Annotated in this window: 7 protein-coding genes; 5 read left to right on the top strand and 2 right to left on the bottom strand. The window is 70.3% G+C overall.

Annotated features, from left to right (window positions below):
• Positions 1-70 precede the first annotated feature (70 nt).
• Together ACWF79_RS15070 and ACWF79_RS15065 are read right to left on the bottom strand one after the other, a co-directional pair.
• The gene (locus ACWF79_RS15070) at positions 71-472 is read right to left on the bottom strand and encodes a DUF6188 family protein (RefSeq protein WP_453728532.1); all 402 of its coding nucleotides are present in this window, start codon (positions 470-472) and stop codon (positions 71-73) included.
• Entirely contained in the window at positions 472-7,719 is a 7,248-nt protein-coding gene (locus ACWF79_RS15065; RefSeq protein WP_453728531.1) for an RHS repeat-associated core domain-containing protein, read from the bottom strand. The genes ACWF79_RS15070 and ACWF79_RS15065 overlap by 1 nt, the downstream gene beginning before the upstream one ends.
• A gap of 522 nt (positions 7,720-8,241) precedes the next feature.
• Between ACWF79_RS15065 and ACWF79_RS15060 the strand changes: the two genes are divergently transcribed.
• The 5 genes from ACWF79_RS15060 (at position 8,242) to ACWF79_RS15040 (ending at position 16,977) form a co-directional block, all read left to right on the top strand.
• A complete protein-coding gene (locus tag ACWF79_RS15060; RefSeq protein WP_453728530.1) occupies positions 8,242-11,748 on the top strand; it encodes a DNRLRE domain-containing protein in 3,507 nt (1,168 codons plus the stop codon).
• A gap of 121 nt (positions 11,749-11,869) precedes the next feature.
• The gene (locus ACWF79_RS15055; RefSeq protein WP_453728529.1) at positions 11,870-12,703 is read left to right on the top strand and encodes a M55 family metallopeptidase; all 834 of its coding nucleotides are present in this window, start codon (positions 11,870-11,872) and stop codon (positions 12,701-12,703) included.
• Positions 12,696-14,030, top strand: coding sequence for a M20/M25/M40 family metallo-hydrolase (locus ACWF79_RS15050; RefSeq protein WP_453728528.1), 1,335 nt, complete (start codon positions 12,696-12,698; stop codon positions 14,028-14,030). The genes ACWF79_RS15055 and ACWF79_RS15050 overlap by 8 nt, the downstream gene beginning before the upstream one ends.
• 26 nt (positions 14,031-14,056) lie before the next feature.
• Positions 14,057-16,048 carry a prolyl oligopeptidase family serine peptidase gene (locus tag ACWF79_RS15045; RefSeq protein WP_453728527.1) on the top strand — a complete coding sequence of 664 codons (1,992 nt, stop codon included), beginning with the start codon at positions 14,057-14,059 and terminating at the stop codon, positions 16,046-16,048.
• A complete protein-coding gene (locus tag ACWF79_RS15040) occupies positions 16,045-16,977 on the top strand; it encodes a S66 peptidase family protein (RefSeq protein WP_453728526.1) in 933 nt (310 codons plus the stop codon). The genes ACWF79_RS15045 and ACWF79_RS15040 overlap by 4 nt, the downstream gene beginning before the upstream one ends.
• Positions 16,978-17,032 lie beyond the last annotated feature (55 nt).

Here is a 17,032-nt window from a genome sequence, read left to right as displayed (position 1 = left end):
CGGCGGGCGAACACCGGGCGACGCCCCCTCCGATCGTTCTCGGAGGGGGCGTCGCCCTGTGCCGTGTCTTCTATCGGGCGTCGGGGCCCAGGAGCCGCATGACGCATGCTCCGTCCCGCGACGACCAGTCGAACGCATCCGGCTTGCGCACACTGGCCTCGGTCCCGGCCGTGTCCCGTGGCCGGACCGTCAGATGAAGCCCCGTCCGGAAGACGACCCGGAGACCGCCCGTCTTGAAGGCCACCGCGGAGGCCACCGCGGAGCCGACCGCCTTCTGAAGTGCCTGGGCCGGCAGCGGGGTCGCCCCCGGCGCCGCGGCCCCGCCCTGCGTGAGCAGCCAGTTGCCGTCCACCCTGATCTCCGTCCCGTCGGCCAGCGTCACGGCCAGCCCAGGACGTTGCGCGTCCAGCGAGACAGCGGTCACGACGGTGCCCTGAAGACCGAGGATCCAGCGGTCCTCCCCTTCTTCCATCAGTCCTTTTCCTTCAAGTGGTCGTAGAGGTTGCCGATGACGTCGCCGGGATCACCGTTCGGCATCTGCGGCATCACATCGCCGCTCTCGGGGTCGACGAGCATGTCCGGGTTCCGGTTGCCGCCGATCCCACGCCAGCCGCCCTGCGCCTTCACCCGGTGGATCGCTTCCTTGATCTCCTTGGCGCTGTACCCCATGGCCTTGGCGATGGCGTTCGGCCGCGAGAGCAACTTGCACGGGTTGCTGTTGTGGACGAGGACGGCCGTGCCGCCGGCGACCACATAGTAGGTGTGCGGACCCGTGACGGTCAGGTTGTGCACGGTGGCGCGCTCGGTGTGGCGATCGACCGCCACGATCCGCACGGTGCCGGAGCCGCTGGACAGCGTCTGACCGGCGATCAGGCCCGTGGCGTCGAGCCACTCGCCCAGCGAAGGTACCCAGATCGGGTGGCCGTCCGTGGCCGTGAAGTGCGCCGTCCCGTCCCCGGAGGGGCCGTCCGTGTCGATCGTGATCCGGACGAGGTGCTTCTCACCGGTGTCCCTGAGGGGCGTCGTGACGGTTTCGATCGTGGTCCGGCCGGTCTCGGGGTCGGTCGCGATCACCCGGTCTCCGGCTTCGACCTTCTCGATCGGCTTGGTGCTGCCGTCGCCCATCAGGACCAGCGTGCCGGGCAGGAAACTGTTGGTGGAACACGTGATCACGGTCTCGGCGACATCGTCGACAGCCTTGGCGCCCTTGATGTCCTCGATCTTGTCGACCACCTTGTAGGTGACCTTGAGACCCTTGATGGCCTTGGCTATCGGTATGTCGAGAGCGGCCGATCCGCACGCGGACAGCTTTCCGTCGCCGAAGCAGCCGGCCCACGCCTCCGTGTCCGGTGCGACGACACCGACGATGATGGCGGTGACCACCTTCTGGGACGTCGACTGCTCGTACGAGACCAGGCCCATGCCCTCGGCGGCCTGACAGAACGAGCTGCCCTGGTCCGAGGGGAGGTAGCACTTCCCCTGGGCCCACTGCTTGAGGCGGTCGTCGTACGTCTTGATCGCCGGGAACCGTGCCTGAAGCTCCGCCGCCGACGGAACCCGCATCTTCTCGATGTAGACCGTCCCGTCGGCGTCCTTGGTGATCGAGACGGTCTTGGCCGGCGTCTGGTTCTTCGGCTGCGGCGGCGTGTAGACGTCGTAGAGGAAGTCCCCGTCGGTGTCGTAGCAGCCTTCCGTGGTGCAGCCCGGGCCGTGGTCCGCGGTCCAGACCGTGTCCGCACCGCCGGCGCTGCAACCGTCGCAGAACAGGCCGGAGGGATCCGAGGAGCTGACAGGGCTGTTGTTGCTGTACGCGTACCCGTTCATCTGAAGCGGGTTGGCGATGTCGATGACCGGGTCGACCGAGACGAAGCGCCCGGCGGCCTGGTCGTACTCGCGGGCACCGATGTGGGTCAGGCCCGAGGGGTCGTCGATGCCGACGCCCAGGTACGTACGCTTGTTGGGCCACGCCGTCTTCGTGCCACGGATCTCTCCGTACGGCTTGAAGGCCCTCCGGGAGACGGGCTGGTTCGCGGCCATGGCGACGACCGTGTGCGCCGTCCCCAGGTGGTCGCTGACCAAAACGTCCAGCTTGTGGCCGGTCGTCGCGCCGTCCGTGGTGGAGCGCTGGACCGTCGGGGCTCCCTCGTGGGTGTACGTCCGGGTCGCCCGGGTGATCACGCCCGTCGCCGACGTCGTCAGCTCCGTCTCGCCGAGGTGGAGAACGCTGCCCGAAGGGCTGTTCTCCAGCAGGCGGTTGCCCGCGGCGTCGTACACGTACTTCGTCGTGACGCCGTCGTCGGTCATCGTGGCGAGGTGGTTCTCCCTCGTCCACGTGAGCTGCTGCGTGCTGCTCGGCAGGTCCCGGACGGTGGTGTTGCCCACGGCGTCGTACGTGTAGGCGCTGCCGTTGGCGCTCACCGTCGAGGACACGTACGCCATCGCGTGCGGCTTGGTCTCGGTGGGCGGCTGGGTGCCGTTCCCCGGGACCGTGACGCCATAGCCGTACGTGCGGGTCTCGTCCTTCGTCGCGTCCGCCGGGTTGTGGACGGTCAGCCCGACGCGGTTGCCGATGACGTCGTACACATAGCTGTCCCAGTAGCCCGTCGTGCCACCGGAGACGGTGCCGGACACCGGGCCCGCGTTCTTCAGCGAGTCGCTGTACGCGGTGTCCGGGGCGGTCGTGTCGCCCACCGCGTCGGCTGCCTCGGCGACCGGGCCGCGCGCCGCCTTGGCGTCGGAACGGTAGCCCCAGGACCAGCCCCCCGGGCTCTGGCACTGCGCGCCACCGGCCGTGTTCGCGAGGTTCGACGTCCACGCGTGGGCGAGCTGGCCCATCGCGTCATAGGTGAAGCACTGGTTGTCGTTGGTGGACGTGGCGCCGTCGGTCAGCTTCCGGCCGATCGAGGTGATCTTGCCGGCGTAGTCGTAGGAGTATCGGGTGTCACTGACCCGGTGGGAGTTGGCGGTCTCCCGGTCCACGACCGTGCGGCGCAACTGGCCCGTGTTGTCGTGCAGGAAGTTGGTCGTCCACAGCCGGTAGGGCTGCGGGCCACTGACCGTACGCATCGGCTCGCCGTACGGCGAGTACGTGACGTCCGCCGTGTACCAGGTGGCACCCGACGTGGACACGGGCAGGCCGTCCTCGTTGTAGCGGGTGACGACCTTCTCCGCGGCCAGGCCGCCCTTCGCCGGGAGCGTGGTGGTCAGCGGCTTGCCGGTCGGCGTGTACGTGTAGGAGTACGTGTACGTGCCCGACAGACCCGCCGTCATGGAGTTCGCCGGGATGACCGTCGCGCTGCCCGTCGGCCGGTATCCGATGTCGTAGCCCGTGATGCGGTTGACGTAGGCGCCGCTCGCGTCGTGGCGGGTCGAGGAGGCCGGCAGGCCCAGTCCGCCCGGCAGGGTGTCGTAGGTGTACGACTTGGTGGGGGACGCCGTGGCGGATCCCTCGCGGACCGCGCTGATGCGGCTCAGCTCGTCGTACGAGGTGAAGACGGTGCCGCGGGCGTCGGAGACGGTGACGGGGCGGTCGGCCGCGTCGTAGGTCATCGCCGTGTCGCCGGTGTCGGGGTCGGTGGTGGCGACGACGCGGCGACGGGCGTCGTAGCTGTAGGACCAGGCGTTGCCCGCCGGGTCGGTCACCTTCACCCGATTGCCCCGCGCGTCGTACTCGTACGTCGTCGTGCGGTACTTCGTCGAGTTGGTGTCCGTGTAGTGCAGGATCTTCGTGACCCTGCCGAGGGCGTCCGTGTAGGACTTGGTGGCGGGCTCGCTGATGCCCGCCGGGCGGACGTAGACGGAGGTGTCGCCGTACGACGTCGTGGCGTTGTTCAGGAACGTCATGCCGTGGTACGTGGCCACGCGGACCGGACGCTCAAGGCCGTCGAAGAACGTCCTGGTCAGGCTCGGGACGAGGCTGTCCGACTGGCGCTTGAAGAGAGTGGTGGTCGGATCCCCCTTGGCGAGGTAGCCGCTCGTCTGCTCCCAGGCCTTGCCGTGGTCGTTGTACCGGGTGTCGGTCACGATCCGGCCCGGGCCGTGCGCCTCGGACTGGGTCTGCACCGGCCGCATCAGGCCGTCGTAGATCGTGACCTGCTTGGCGTAGGTCCCGTCGTCCTTGATCGTCTGTGACGTGACGGCGGAGGGCCTGGTCACGGACGAGGACGCGTCGGCCATCTGGTACGCGATCAGCACGTCCGGCGTCTGGGTGCCGGAGGAGCGCGCCGGGGACCAGCCCTTGACCAGCCGGCCGAAGGCGTCGTACTCGTTGCGCGCCGTACGGCCGTTGGGGTCGGTGGCGGTCACCGGCAGGCCACGTGCCGGATCGAAGGTGGTCGTGTTCGAGTGGCCCTTGGGGTTGATGGTCTTGATCGAGGTGACCGGGCCGCCCGTGTCACCCGGGGTGTACTGGGTCTCGGTCGTCCCGAGCAGCGGCTTGGTGACCTTGCGGATCCGGCCCAGGGGGTCGTACGCCATCGTGGTGACGACCGCGTGCGAGGTGCCCTCACCGTTGGTGTCGTACGTGGCGGTGGTCAGCCCCTTGAGCGGCGTCTCGCCGTAGGCCAGGCCGTCGAACGAGGCGCGCGTGGCACTGATGAGCCGGGTCGCGGGGTCGGCCGAGGCGTAGTCGGCGCAGGAGGTGGCCACCGTGCGCTTGGACTTGGTCAGGCCGATGAGCCCGGCCGCCGTGTTGTGCGCGTACTCGGTCTTGGTGCAGTTGTAGTCGCTGAGCGTCTCACCGGTGCCGTTCGGCTTGACCACGGCGGTCTGCGTCTGGACGGGCAGGCCGTAGGTCGGGTCGACCTCGGTCTGTGTCCGTACTCCCTGCCAGCTCGCACCGACGGTCTGGATCGTGTCGACCTGCTTCACGCCGGACCGGTGGGCGAGCAGCGGTCCCGCGCCGCCGTCACGAGCACGGGTCGCGGTCTGTACCGACCACGGCGTGTTCAGCGTGCGGTTGAGGACGCGGCCGCCCGCGCCGCTGTAGCTGATGGTCTCCGCCACCATGCCGGCGTACTGGGCCTGGTCGTCCGCGGCGAGGGTGACCTTGCCCGTGGAGTCCTTGACCGCACCGCCCGTGCCGCGGAAGTACCGGGTGACCGCGTACGACTGGGTCTCGGGGTCCGTGCTCTTGACGCTCTTGGTCTCGCCGCCCTTGATGGTGGTCACCTGGCGGTAGCCACGCCATTCGCTGTACGTGCGCAGGTCGGCCTTGGTGAACTCGTCGTCGCTCTTGGCCCAGGCGGCGTCGGCGTACTTGTACTGCGTGACCACCTGCTTCGAGACACCGGTGATCCGGTCGGTCTCGATCACCTTGGCGACGACGTACTTGTTGAACCAGGCGAGCTTGGGCTGCTTCTCCTCGCCGTCTGGCGACCAGCGCACGGGATAGCAGGTGCCGCTGTTGCTCTCCGGGGCCACGGTCGGCTGGACCTTGCATCCGCCGGTGTAGATGACCTCGATGTCACCGCCGTGCTCCGTGGAGACCACGCCGATGCGCGGCCGCTTGAAGCCGGGGCGGGCGTCGCCCGTCTGGCGCGGGACGAGGTTGGGCAGTTGCTGGTCCTTGAGGTGCTTGAGCGGGTCGTTCGCGTCGACCACGTACTCCTTGAAGCTGACCCCCGACTTGGTGAGCAGGGTGCCGGTGGTGGCTCCGGGGGTGTAGCCGTAGCGGGTGATCGAGTTCAGCCACAGGCCGGGCGAGGTGTCGTACCAGTCCCTGGGGAACGAGTGGTTGAGGACGTACGAGTCGACCTTCTGCAGACCGGTGGTGCCGGGGCGGTGGCCGTACGTCTCGATCTTGCCCAGGCGCAGACGGTTCCAGAAGGACGGGAACATCGGGCAGCGCTTGTTGTCCGACTTGCAGTTGAGGTTGCCGGGGCTGTCCCACCACGGTCGGTAGGCGGCCGGGTCGTCGGTCTTGTCGAAGTTGGCGGAGTCGCAGACGGTGCCACCGGCGAGACAGCGCTGGGAGAGGTAGAAGTCGACCTTCGCGGTGGGCGTGCCGCCGAGGTTGTCCTCGCGCAGGCCGTACTCGATCGAGTCGGGCAGACCGCCGCGGGTGTACTTCTCCGGGGTCGCGGTCTTCTCGTTGACCGCGTAGTAGTTCGTCGACCGGTGCCAGTTGACGATCATCACGTTGCCGTGGACGTCGACGACCTTGTCCAGGCCCCAGTGCCAGGCCTGCTGCTTGTTGGTGTCGTTGTTGCAGCGAGACGCGGCGAACGTGGCGGCGTGGCACGGCTCGTCGGGGTGGTTGCCGAAGACGGGGACCGTGAAGACCGAGTCGGTGTCCGCGTGGCCGCCGCCGATCTGGTTCAGGCCGTAGAAGTACCTGGTGCCGTCGGTGGTGGTGACTTCCCAGTGCTCGCCGTTGTTGTCGGCGTTGCTCCCACCCGTCTTGAGCCGGACGCGCGTTCCGTCGTCGTCCTTCGGGCGGTAGAGGTCGGAGCCGGCGCTCTCCTGCACCAGCTCGACGGTCTTGCCGCCGAGCGACATCACCGCGTTGTGCGAGACCCAGCACAGGTCGGAGGTCTGGTCCGCCTTCGCGGCGTTGTTGGGCGCCTTGCCGTCGACGGTCTTGGTGTCGTCCTTGCAGGTGCGGTAACGGCGCTGGATGTGACCGGGGTCGTAGTCCCAGCCCTCACCGACCCAGGAGGCCTGCGGAGCCGAGGTGGCCGTCTTGCCGTCGACGGCCTGGGAGTTGTACCCCAGTTCGATCTTCGGCGCGGGGCCCGCCGGGGTCGGCGGGACGGTGATCGGGTACGACCAGGAGAAGCCGCCCGACGAGCTGCCCGCAGCCCACTGGCCGTTGGAGATGAGCGGGGTGGCCTTGAAGGAGCCGCCCTCGCCCGCACCGGAGTCGACCGCGCCGACGACCGCCCGGTCACCCCCGGTGGCGACGGAGGTCGCGGCGGGCCGCACATAGGCGGCCTGCATGATGCCGCTCCCCGCGGACGGGGTCGTGTTCGGGGCGGTCGCGGGGACCACGGTGCCGTCCGCCGCCGTGTCGACGGTGGCCGTGATCACCTTCGTGGCGGTGTCGTTGACCGTCTCCAGTTCCTCGTACGTCCGGCACGCCTCCACCTCGGGGGTGGTCAGGAAGCACTCGGGGTACTGGACGAAGCGGAGCCGGGAGGCCCAGTCGGCGCCGTAGAAGTTCTGGTACGCCTTGTAGTCCAGCTGGACCGAGACCGGCACCGAGCCCGACGTGGGCGCGTCGACCGTCAGCAGCGCGCCGTCGACACCGGCCGCGAGCGGGTCGGTGCGGTCCTTGACCGTCACCTGCCAGGTGCCGCTGGGGGCCGCCTCGCCGGCGGCCGGGCCGAGCTTGACCGGCAGGGTCCCGACGGGCTCGAGTCCGGCCGGGGTCACGGCGGTGGCGGCGCTCGTGTCGAAGGCCGCGGGCTGGACGGGTGCGCTGAACTGGACGCTGCCCGTGCCGCCGGGAGGCGGGGTCGCCGTACCGGCCGGGACCTCGGTCTGGGCCGCGGGCGGCGCGCTGCCGATCCGCGGCAGGCCGACGTTGTTCGCCTTGTCCGGGACGAACTGCCGACCGGGCAGAGCCTCCAGGACCAGCTCGTCACGCGGGACTTCGTCCTTGGCCGGATTTGGTGGTTGGGCGATCGCTGTTGCCGGCATGACGAGTGCGAGCAGTACGGCGCCGGTGGGCACCGCGATCGCGCGCAGGCGTCGTCGTACGGACGGCAGAGGTGGCACGGTGAGTCCCCCCGGACTACTGAGAACGGGACTCGCGCAGAGCGCGCAGGTGTCCCAGGCAGAAAACAGCGCGATTGTGCGCAGGGTCACTGACCTAAAACCAGCGTAAGAGTGATCAAGTGATAACGATCACGCGCGCGTAACGCCATCACAGCCATTAGCGACGAGTAAGCCGTAGTAATCGCCGATTGCGTAGCGTGGCGCCATATTCCCCTCGTATCGCGGCAGAACTCGGTCAAAGGTGGTCTGTTCAGGGCGAAAAGCGCGACAAACTTCCCGAGGAAAAGGACGATTTGGCAGGCGGTGTGGCTGTTTCGCCCCGCTGTCGTGGGGCAGGCCGGGGCGCGGCGGCCGCGCCGTTCCGGCTGGCCGCTCGTGACCGCGCCCCTCCCGCGCCTCCGCTCCCGCCGACGTCGGCGCGTGACGGGATCCCTGCCTTGAGCCATGATCTGCTCGCACTGCGAAGGGGTCTGGCGCATCGCCATGTGCGCGCCAGGCGTGGGGGGAAAGGGAACCGTGCTCATGTCGAGCAGATGGCGCCGCATGCCCGGACGGCGGTCGATCGCGGCCGCCGCGACTGCCGTCGTACTGGCCTCCGGGCTGACGTATGTCGGACTCAACGAACAGAAGAACGGCGCAGATTCGGCCAAGCCGCCGGGCGCCGGTCAGCAGGTCGCGCTGACCGAGGCGCAGGCCGCCCTGCGGGCCGCCAGGACCGGGAAGCCGGTCGAAGCGACCGGGGTACGGACGGCGTACTCCACCACCTGGGCCAAGCCGGACGGGTCGCTGATGCGACGCATCCACAGCAGCCCGGTACGGGCGAAGGCCGACGGGGTCTGGAAGTCCATCGACACGGACCTGGAACGCGTAGCGGGCGGATGGTCCCCCAAGGCCACGAACACCACCATGGTGTTCTCCGGCGGCGGCAAGGGCGCCGACCCGAAACGGGCTTCGCGCTCCGTGGAGCGCGTCGCGCTCCTGCCCGGCGCGGGCATCACGCCCGGCACCGGGAACACGCTCGCCACCATCGACATCAACGGCCACGCCATCGTCCTCACCTGGCCGGAAGCCATACCCACGCCGATCATCGACGGCCCCCGGGCCCTGTACCCGGAGATCCTCCCGGGCGCGGACCTGGTACTGACCGCCGACGACAACGGGTTCGCCCAGCTGTTGGTCGTCAAGACCAGGGCGGCCGCGGCGGACCCGCGGGTGGCCCGGCTGGCGTACGGTCTGTCCTCCACCACTCTGAGCTTCGAACTCGACCCGGTGACCGGCATCGTCGCCGCGCAGGACCAGGGCGGCGAGGACATCGCCGAGTCGCCCACCCCGCTGATGTGGGACAGCGCCGGTCAGCCCGCCGGCACCGACGGACAGGTGGGCAGCGATGCCACGGCTCCGGCCGAGGTACTGCCCTCCGACGACGCCGCGGGAACCGTCCCGCCGGAGCCGGAGGGCGAATCGCCGTCGCCCACCTCCGAACCGTCGGATTCGATGGTCGACGACGACGCCGGCGATCCCTTCAACGAGGTCCGGCCCAGCGCCTCCGACGAAGCGCCCGACCCGTCCGTGACCGAGCCCGCGTCGACGGTTCCGCCCGTACCGGCCGAGCCGACCCCCGAGCCGTCGCAGACCGGATCTGCCGCGACCCTCTCGCTGCCGTCGCTCAACGGACCCCAGCCGGACTCCCACGGCACGCTCGTCGAGACGCACCTGGACGGTGGCAACTGGGTGCTCGTACCGGATCAGGAGTTCCTGGCCGACGCGAGCACGGTCTACCCGGTCTTCATCGACCCCTCCGTCAGCAAGCACACCAACGACTGGACGACCGCGTACAGCCGGCATCCCAACGCGAACTTCTACAACGGCAAGAACTTCAACAAGGGCGGCACGCACGAGGCCCGCGTCGGTTTCGAGTCCGACACCTGGGGCACCTCCCGCTCGTTCTTCACCATTGACTGGGACCCGGACCTCAAGGGCGCGAAGGTGGAGAAGGCCACCCTGCGCGCGCTCAACACGTACTCCTGGTCGTGCAACAAGCGCAGCATGTCCGTGCACCTCACCGGCACCATCAGCTCCAGGACCAACTGGAAGAACGCGCCGTCGATGAACGACGGCAACCGGATCGGCCGGGACAGCTTCGCCCACGGCTACAAGACCGGCTGCCGGGACGACTACGTCGCCTTCGACGTGAAGTCCACGGCGCAGAAGGCCATGAACGGCGGCTGGCCCACGATGACGCTCGGCTTCCGGGCGACCGACGAGAACTCCCAGTACTCCTGGAAGAAGTTCCAGGCCAACGGCGGACACGACCCCTATGTGGACCTGCACTACAACCGGCCCCCGGACGCGCCCACCGGCCTGGACCTCGATCCCGACCTGAGCTGCGACACGACGTACCCGTACATCAGCCTCGGTGCGAGCCAGATCACCCTCTGGGGCAACGCCAAGGACAAGGACGGCAACCTGGCCTCGGTCAACTTCGAACTGTGGCTCAGCAAGCTCGGTGCCGGCGGACCCAATCTGCTCGGCGCCGGCGGAAAGAAGTCGGTGGGCAGCAGTACGGCATCGGCCCGCGTCTACGCCGGTCCGTTCCAGACCGGCAGCACCGGACTGAAGCTGGTCAATGGTGAGACGTACTCCTGGCATGCCAAGTCCGTCGACAAGTTCGGCTCCAGCTCGTCCTACTCACCCGCCAAGGTCCCGTGCCGATTCGTCTACGACAGCTCGCGGCCTACGGCGCCCACGGTGAAGTCGACGCAGTTCCCCGACGGGGACGCCAACGACAACGGATTCTGGAACGACCCCGCCGACTCCGTCTGGAGCACGGTGAAGTTCGGGACGGCCGGATCGTTCACGTTCAAGGCGGCCCAGACGGACGTCGTGAAGTTCGAGTACGGCTTCAACCAGGGATCGGTGCAGGGCTCGGTCGCCCGCACCGCCGGGGCACCGGTCTCGACCGAGACGGTGATCAGCAACGTCAAGCCGCCGCTGGCCGGACCCAACGTGCTCTACGTCTGGGCGGTGGACGGAGCCGCGCACCGGTCGGACCCCGCGAAGTACCTCTTCTACGTCACGCCGCGCGACAAGGCCGACGAGCCGGGCGACTTCACCGGCGACGACCTGCCCGACATGTTCATCGTCGACGGCAACGGCAAGCTCCGCATGTACCCGGCGGAGGCCCAGCTCACGGACCTGACGAAGGGCACGGGGGACATCGCTTCCTCCATGTCGGGCGCCTACCGCGTCAACCCGGCCAGGGACCCGAACGGGACCGACGACCTGCCCATGTACGTGGGTGCGCCATCGGGCTACTGGAACGGCGCGCTCATCACCCACCAGGGCGACGTCTACGGCGGTGACGGGCTCCAGGACCTCGTCGCGAGGCTCGGAGGCAAGCTCTGGGTGTACCCGGGCGACGGCTACGGGGCGGTCAACATCGACAAGCGGCAGCAGATCCTGCTCCCGGCGGGGGCACCCGACCCCGCGACCTTCACCCAGATCGTCTCCGCGGGGGACGCCACGGGTGACGGCAAGCCGGACTTCTTCGTGACCATCGGGGCCGAGATCTGGGCGCTGGTCGGCTACAACGGCGCCACCATCGACCAGGCCGTACGCCTGTGGACCTCCGGCTGGTCCGACCGGGACATCGTCTCCGTCATGGACATCACCGGGGACGGTGTCACCGACCTCGTCTACCGGACCGACGCCACCTCGCAGCTGATGCTGCGCCAGGGCAAGCCCGGTGCCGGCGGCGGCGTCGACCTCGACTCGCTCTCCCACGCCGGGGCGTCGGCGACCGGCGGCGACTCGATCTACGGCCGTGCCGGCTGGCACTCCGGCAGTGTCCGCCTGCTGCTCGGCACACCCGACGTGAACGGTGACGGCATCCCCGACATCTGGACGATCCGGGCCGACGGCGCGGTGCGCTTCTACGCCGGCACGCGGGGCGAGATGCCGCACGCCGGAGTGCAGATCGTCGGCAACAGCGACGGAGTCGGCTGGAAGTACAAGCAGGCCATCGGCTGACGGCGTTGGCATGAGGGGGAGGCCCCCGTCCGGGAGACCGGGCGGGGGCCTTCGCCGTCGGTGGACGTACGCCGTCGAGGTGCCTGGTCGGCTCCGTCTTTCGCGCGTAACGTGACGCAGCATGAAGATCCTGATCAGCGCCGACATGGAAGGCGCCACCGGCGTCACCTGGCCCGCCGACGTGCTGCCCGGGACGCCGCAGTGGGAGCGGTGCCGGGCCATGTTCACCTCCGACGTGAACGCGGCGGTCCTGGGCTTCTTCGACGGGGGAGCCGACGAGGTGCTGATCAACGAGGCGCACTGGACGATGCGGAACCTGCTCATCGAGCAGCTCGACGAGCGGGCCGAGATGATCACCGGGCGCCACAAGTCGCTCTCCATGGTGGAGGGGGTGCAGCACGGGGACGTCGACGGCATCGCCTTCGTCGGCTACCACACCGGCGCGGGAGCCGAGGGCGTCCTCGCGCACACCTATCTCGCCAACTCCCTCACCGGCGTCTGGCTCAACGGCGTACGGGCGAGCGAGGGCCTGCTCAACGCGCACGTGGTCGCGGAGTACGGCGTACCCGTCGTCCTCGTCACGGGGGATGACCTGACCTGCGAGGACGCCCTCGGCTACGCGCCCGAGGCGCACAAGGTCGCCGTCAAGGACCACGTCTCGCGGTACGCGGCGGTGTGCCGGACCCCGAAGCGTACGGCGAGCGAGATCCGGGCCGCCGCGAAGGCCGCCGCCGCCCTAGCCGTACGGCACGATCCGGCGGTGGACGGGCCGTTCACCGTCGAGCTGGAGTTCGACGCCGAGCATCTGGCGGCCGCCGCCACCGTCGTCCCGGGCGTGGCACGGAGCGGCGAGCGTCGCGTCGCGTACACCAGCGAGACGATGTACGAGGGCATTCGCACGTTCAAGGCGGTCACCACGATCGTCTCCGCAGCGGTGGAGGAGCAGTATGGCTGAGCCGGGCCAGGGACCAGACGCCACGGCGCTCGACGAGGTGGTGACCTTCACCTCCGAGCTGATCCGCATCGACACCACCAACCGGGGCGGCGGGGACTGCCGCGAGCGGCCGGCCGCCGAGTACGTCGCCGAGCGGCTCGCCGCCGCCGGACTCGAACCCACCCTGCTGGAGCGGACCGCCGGCCGCACCAACGTGGTGGCCCGCATCGAGGGCACCGACCCCTCCGCCGACGCCCTGCTCGTCCACGGTCACCTCGACGTCGTCCCGGCCGAGCCCGCCGACTGGGCCGTCCACCCCTTCTCCGGCGAGGTCCGCGACGGGGTCGTCTGGGGACGGGGCGCCGTCGACATGAAGAACATGGACGCGATGGTCCTCGCCGTCGTCCGCTCCTGGGCCCGCCAGGGCGTCCGGCCGCGCCGCGACATCGTCCTCGCCTACACCGCCGACGAGGAGGCCAGCGCCGAGGACGGCTCGGGCTTCCTCGCCGACCACCACCCCGGACTCTTCGAGGGCTGCACGGAAGGCATCAGCGAGTCCGGCGCGTTCAGCTTCCACCCGAGCCCCGGCATGACGCTCTACCCGATCGCCGCCGGCGAGCGCGGCACCGCCTGGGTGAAACTCACCGCCCACGGGAAGGCGGGCCACGGCTCCAAGGTCAACACCGCCAACGCGGTCACCCGTCTCGCCGAGGCCGTCGCCCGCATCGGCGCCCACGCCTGGCCCGTACGTCTCACCCCGACCGTAGCGGCCGCGCTCACCGAACTCGCCGCCCTGTACGGCATCGAGACCGATGTGAACGCCGACGGTTTCGACGTGGACCAGCTCATGGAGAAGCTCGGTCCCGCCGCCGCCCTCGTGGAGCCGACCGTGCGCAACAGCGCCAACCCGACGATGCTGGAGGCCGGTTACAAGGTCAACGTCATCCCCGGGCACGCCGTCGCGTACATCGACGGCCGGACGCTGCCCGGTGGCGAGGAGGAGTTCGTGGAGACGATGGACCTGCTCACCGGCCCGGACGTGGAGTGGGAGTACCACCACCGCGAGGTCCCCCTCCAGGCCCCCGTCGACTCGCCGACGTTCGCGCGACTGCGGGCAGCCGTCGAGCACTTCGACCCGGACGGACACGTCGTCCCGTTCGCCATGTCCGGCGGCACCGACGCCAAGCAGTTCTCCCGCCTCGGCATCACCGGCTACGGCTTCTCCCCGCTGAAGCTGCCCCCGGGGCTCGACTACGCGGCGCTGTTCCACGGAGTCGACGAGCGCGTCCCCGTCGACGCCCTGCATTTCGGGGTCCGTGTCCTCGACCGCTACCTGAAGTCCGCGTAAGTCCCCCCACGTTCAAGGAAGTCGCGATGGTACCCATGGGCGCCTACGGCACCTGGCCTTCCCCCATCGACGCCGCGCTGGCCGCCCGCCACGACGGGCGGCCCGAGTACGTCGGCGTCGTCGGCGACGAGGTGTGGTGGACCGCGCCCCGCCCCACCGAGGGCGGCCGGCGCGCACTCGTACGCCGACGCGCCGACGGGACCGAGGAGTCGGTGCTCCCCGAGCCCTGGAACGTCCGCAGCCGGGTGATCGAGTACGGCGGGCTGCCCTGGGCGGGCCTGGCGCGCGCGGACGACGGCCCCCTCGTCGTCTTCGTCCACTTCGCCGACCAGCGGCTCTACGCCCACGAACCCGACGCCCGCGCCGCCGCCGGGCCCCGGCCCCTCACCCCCGTCTCCGAGGTCGGCGGCGGACTGCGCTGGGCCGACCTCGTGATCCACCCCGAGCGCGGCGAAGTCTGGTGCGTCCTGGAGGAGTTCACCGGTCCCAGACCCACCGACGTACGCCGCGTGCTCGTCGCCGTCCCCCTCGACGGATCGGCCGCCGAGGAGCGGGGCGCGATCCGTGAACTCTCCGACGGCCGGCACCGCTTCGTCACCGGCCCCCGGCTCTCCCCGGACGGCCGTCAGGCGGCCTGGATCGGCTGGGACCACCCCCGCATGCCCTGGGACGGCACCGAGGTCCTCCTCGCCGACATCACCCCCGACGGGACGTTCGGCCCGGCGCGGACCGTGGCCGGGGGACCCGAGGAGTCGGTACCGCAGGTCGGCTGGTCGGCCGGCGGGCAGCTCCTCCACGTCAGCGACCGCAGCGGCTGGTGGAACCTCTACCGCACGGGAGCGGAAGGCGGCGGCGAGCCGGTCGCCCTCTGCCCGCGCCCCGAGGAGTTCGGCGGTCCGCTGTGGAAGCTCGGCCTCACCTGGTTCCAGCCCCTGGAGAACGGCCTCGTCGCCGTCATCCACGGCAAGGGTGCCACCGCGCTCGGGATACTCGACCCCGAGAGCGGTGAGCTCGTCGACGCCGCCGGACCGTGGACCGAATGGGCCGCCACCCTCGCCACGCACGGCACCCGGGTCGTCGGCGTCGCCGCCAGCCCGCGCAGCGGCTACGAGGTCGTGGAGCTGGACACCTGCACCGGCAGGGCCCGGGTCATCGGCTCCGCCCACGAGGACCCGGTCGACCCCTCGTACTACCCCGAGCCCCAGATCCGTACCTTCACCGGGCCCGACAACCGCGAGATCCACGCCCACGTCTACCCGCCGCACAGTCCCGACCGGACCCCGCCCGGCGAGGAGCTGCCGCCCTACGTGGTGTGGGCGCACGGCGGCCCGACCGGACACGCCCCGCTCGTCCTCGACCTGGAGATCGCCTACTTCACCTCCCGGGGCATCGGCGTCGCCGAGGTCAACTACGGCGGCTCCACCGGCTACGGACGGGAGTACCGCGAACGGCTGCGCGAGCAGTGGGGCGTGGTCGACGTGGAGGACTGCGCGGCCGTCGCCGAGGCCCTCGCCGCCGAGGGCACCGCCGACCCGGCCCGGCTCGCGATCCGGGGCGGCAGCGCGGGCGGCTGGACCACCGCCGCCTCCCTCGTGACCTCCGAGGTCTACGCCTGCGGCACGATCATCTACCCCATCCTCGACCTCCTCGGCTGGGCCACCGACGAGACCCACGACTTCGAGTCCCAGTACCTGGAGTCGCTCGTCGGGCCGCTCGCCGAGGTGCCGGCCCGCTATCGGGAACGCTCGCCGCTGGACCACGTCGAGCGGATCTCCGTCCCCTTCCTGCTGCTCCAGGGCCTCGACGACGTGATCTGCCCGCCCGCGCAGGCCGAGCGGTTCCTCGCGCGGATGGCGGGACGAGGGATCCCGCACGCCTACCTCGCCTTCGAGGGAGAGAGCCACGGGTTTCGCAGGGCCGAGACGATGATCCGCGCCCTGGAGGCCGAACTCTCCCTGTACGCACAGACCTTCGGTATCGCGCGCACCGACGTCCCCCTCCTGGAGCTGAAGAAGTGACCGTGACTCCGCCGGTTCGGCCCGCCCGTCTCCGCCCCGGCGCCCGGGTCGCCGTCGTCGCTCCGAGCGGGCCGATCCCCAAGGACCGGCTCGCGGCGGGCCTCGACATCCTGCGCGGCTGGGACCTGGAACCGGTTGTCGCTCCCCATGTCCTGGACGTCCACGAGGAGTTGGGTCATCTCGCGGGCTCCGACGACGACCGCGCCCGGGACCTCCAGGAGGCCTGGTGCGACCCCGATGTGACCGCCGTGCTCTGCGCCCGGGGCGGTTTCGGCGCCCAGCGGATGGTGGACCTGATCGACTGGGCGGCGATACGGGCCGCCGGACCCAAGGTGTTCGTCGGCTACAGCGACGCCACCGCGCTGCACGAGGCGTTCGCCGTCCGCGCCGGCCTCGCCACGCTCCACGGCCCGATGGTCGCGGCGGCCACGTTCCTCAAGGACCCGCGGACCCAGGAGTCCCTGCGCGCCACGCTCTTCGAGCCCGATGCGGTACGGACCCTCGGCCTCGACACCGCCCGCCCGCTGGCCCCCGGCCGGGCCCGCGGCATCACCCTCGGTGGCTGCGTGAGCCTCCTCGCCGCCGAACTCGGCACCCCGCACGCCCGCCCCTCGGCCCGTGGCGGCCTGCTGCTCCTGGAGGACGTGGGGGAGGAGCCGTACCGCCTGGACCGCATCCTCACCCAACTCCTGCGCTCCGACTGGCTGGACGGCGTCGCGGGCATCGCCCTCGGGTCGTGGGCGGAGTGCGGGCCCTACGAGGAGGTACGGGCCGTGCTCGCCGACCGCCTCGGCGGCCTCGGTGTCCCGGTGGTGGAGGAACTGGGCTTCGGCCACGGCGAGACGGCGCTCACCTTCCCGTTGGGCGTGCCGGCGGTCCTGGACGCCGACGCGGCGACCCTCACCCTGGACGTACCGGCGCTCGTCTGAGGCGCCCCACCTTCACCGAATCTCCGTCAACAACTCTGTCCGGCGCGTTGACGCG

This window comes from Streptomyces sp. NPDC054975 (assembly GCF_053609105.1).
Note: the sequence above shows the minus strand (reverse complement) of the source record. Positions and strands in the feature narration are given on the sequence as shown.

Bases quoted from the DNA above. Each gene is read 5' to 3' on its own strand.
- ACWF79_RS15055 (WP_453728529.1), top strand. From the start codon at position 11,870: ATGAAGATCCTGATCAGCGCCGACATGGAAGGCGCCACCGGCGTCACC.
- ACWF79_RS15045 (WP_453728527.1), top strand. From the start codon at position 14,057: ATGGTACCCATGGGCGCCTACGGCACCTGGCCTTCCCCCATCGACGCC.
- ACWF79_RS15050 (WP_453728528.1), top strand. From the start codon at position 12,696: ATGGCTGAGCCGGGCCAGGGACCAGACGCCACGGCGCTCGACGAGGTG.
- ACWF79_RS15070 (WP_453728532.1), bottom strand. From the start codon at position 472: ATGGAAGAAGGGGAGGACCGCTGGATCCTCGGTCTTCAGGGCACCGTC.
- ACWF79_RS15060 (WP_453728530.1), top strand. From the start codon at position 8,242: ATGTCGAGCAGATGGCGCCGCATGCCCGGACGGCGGTCGATCGCGGCC.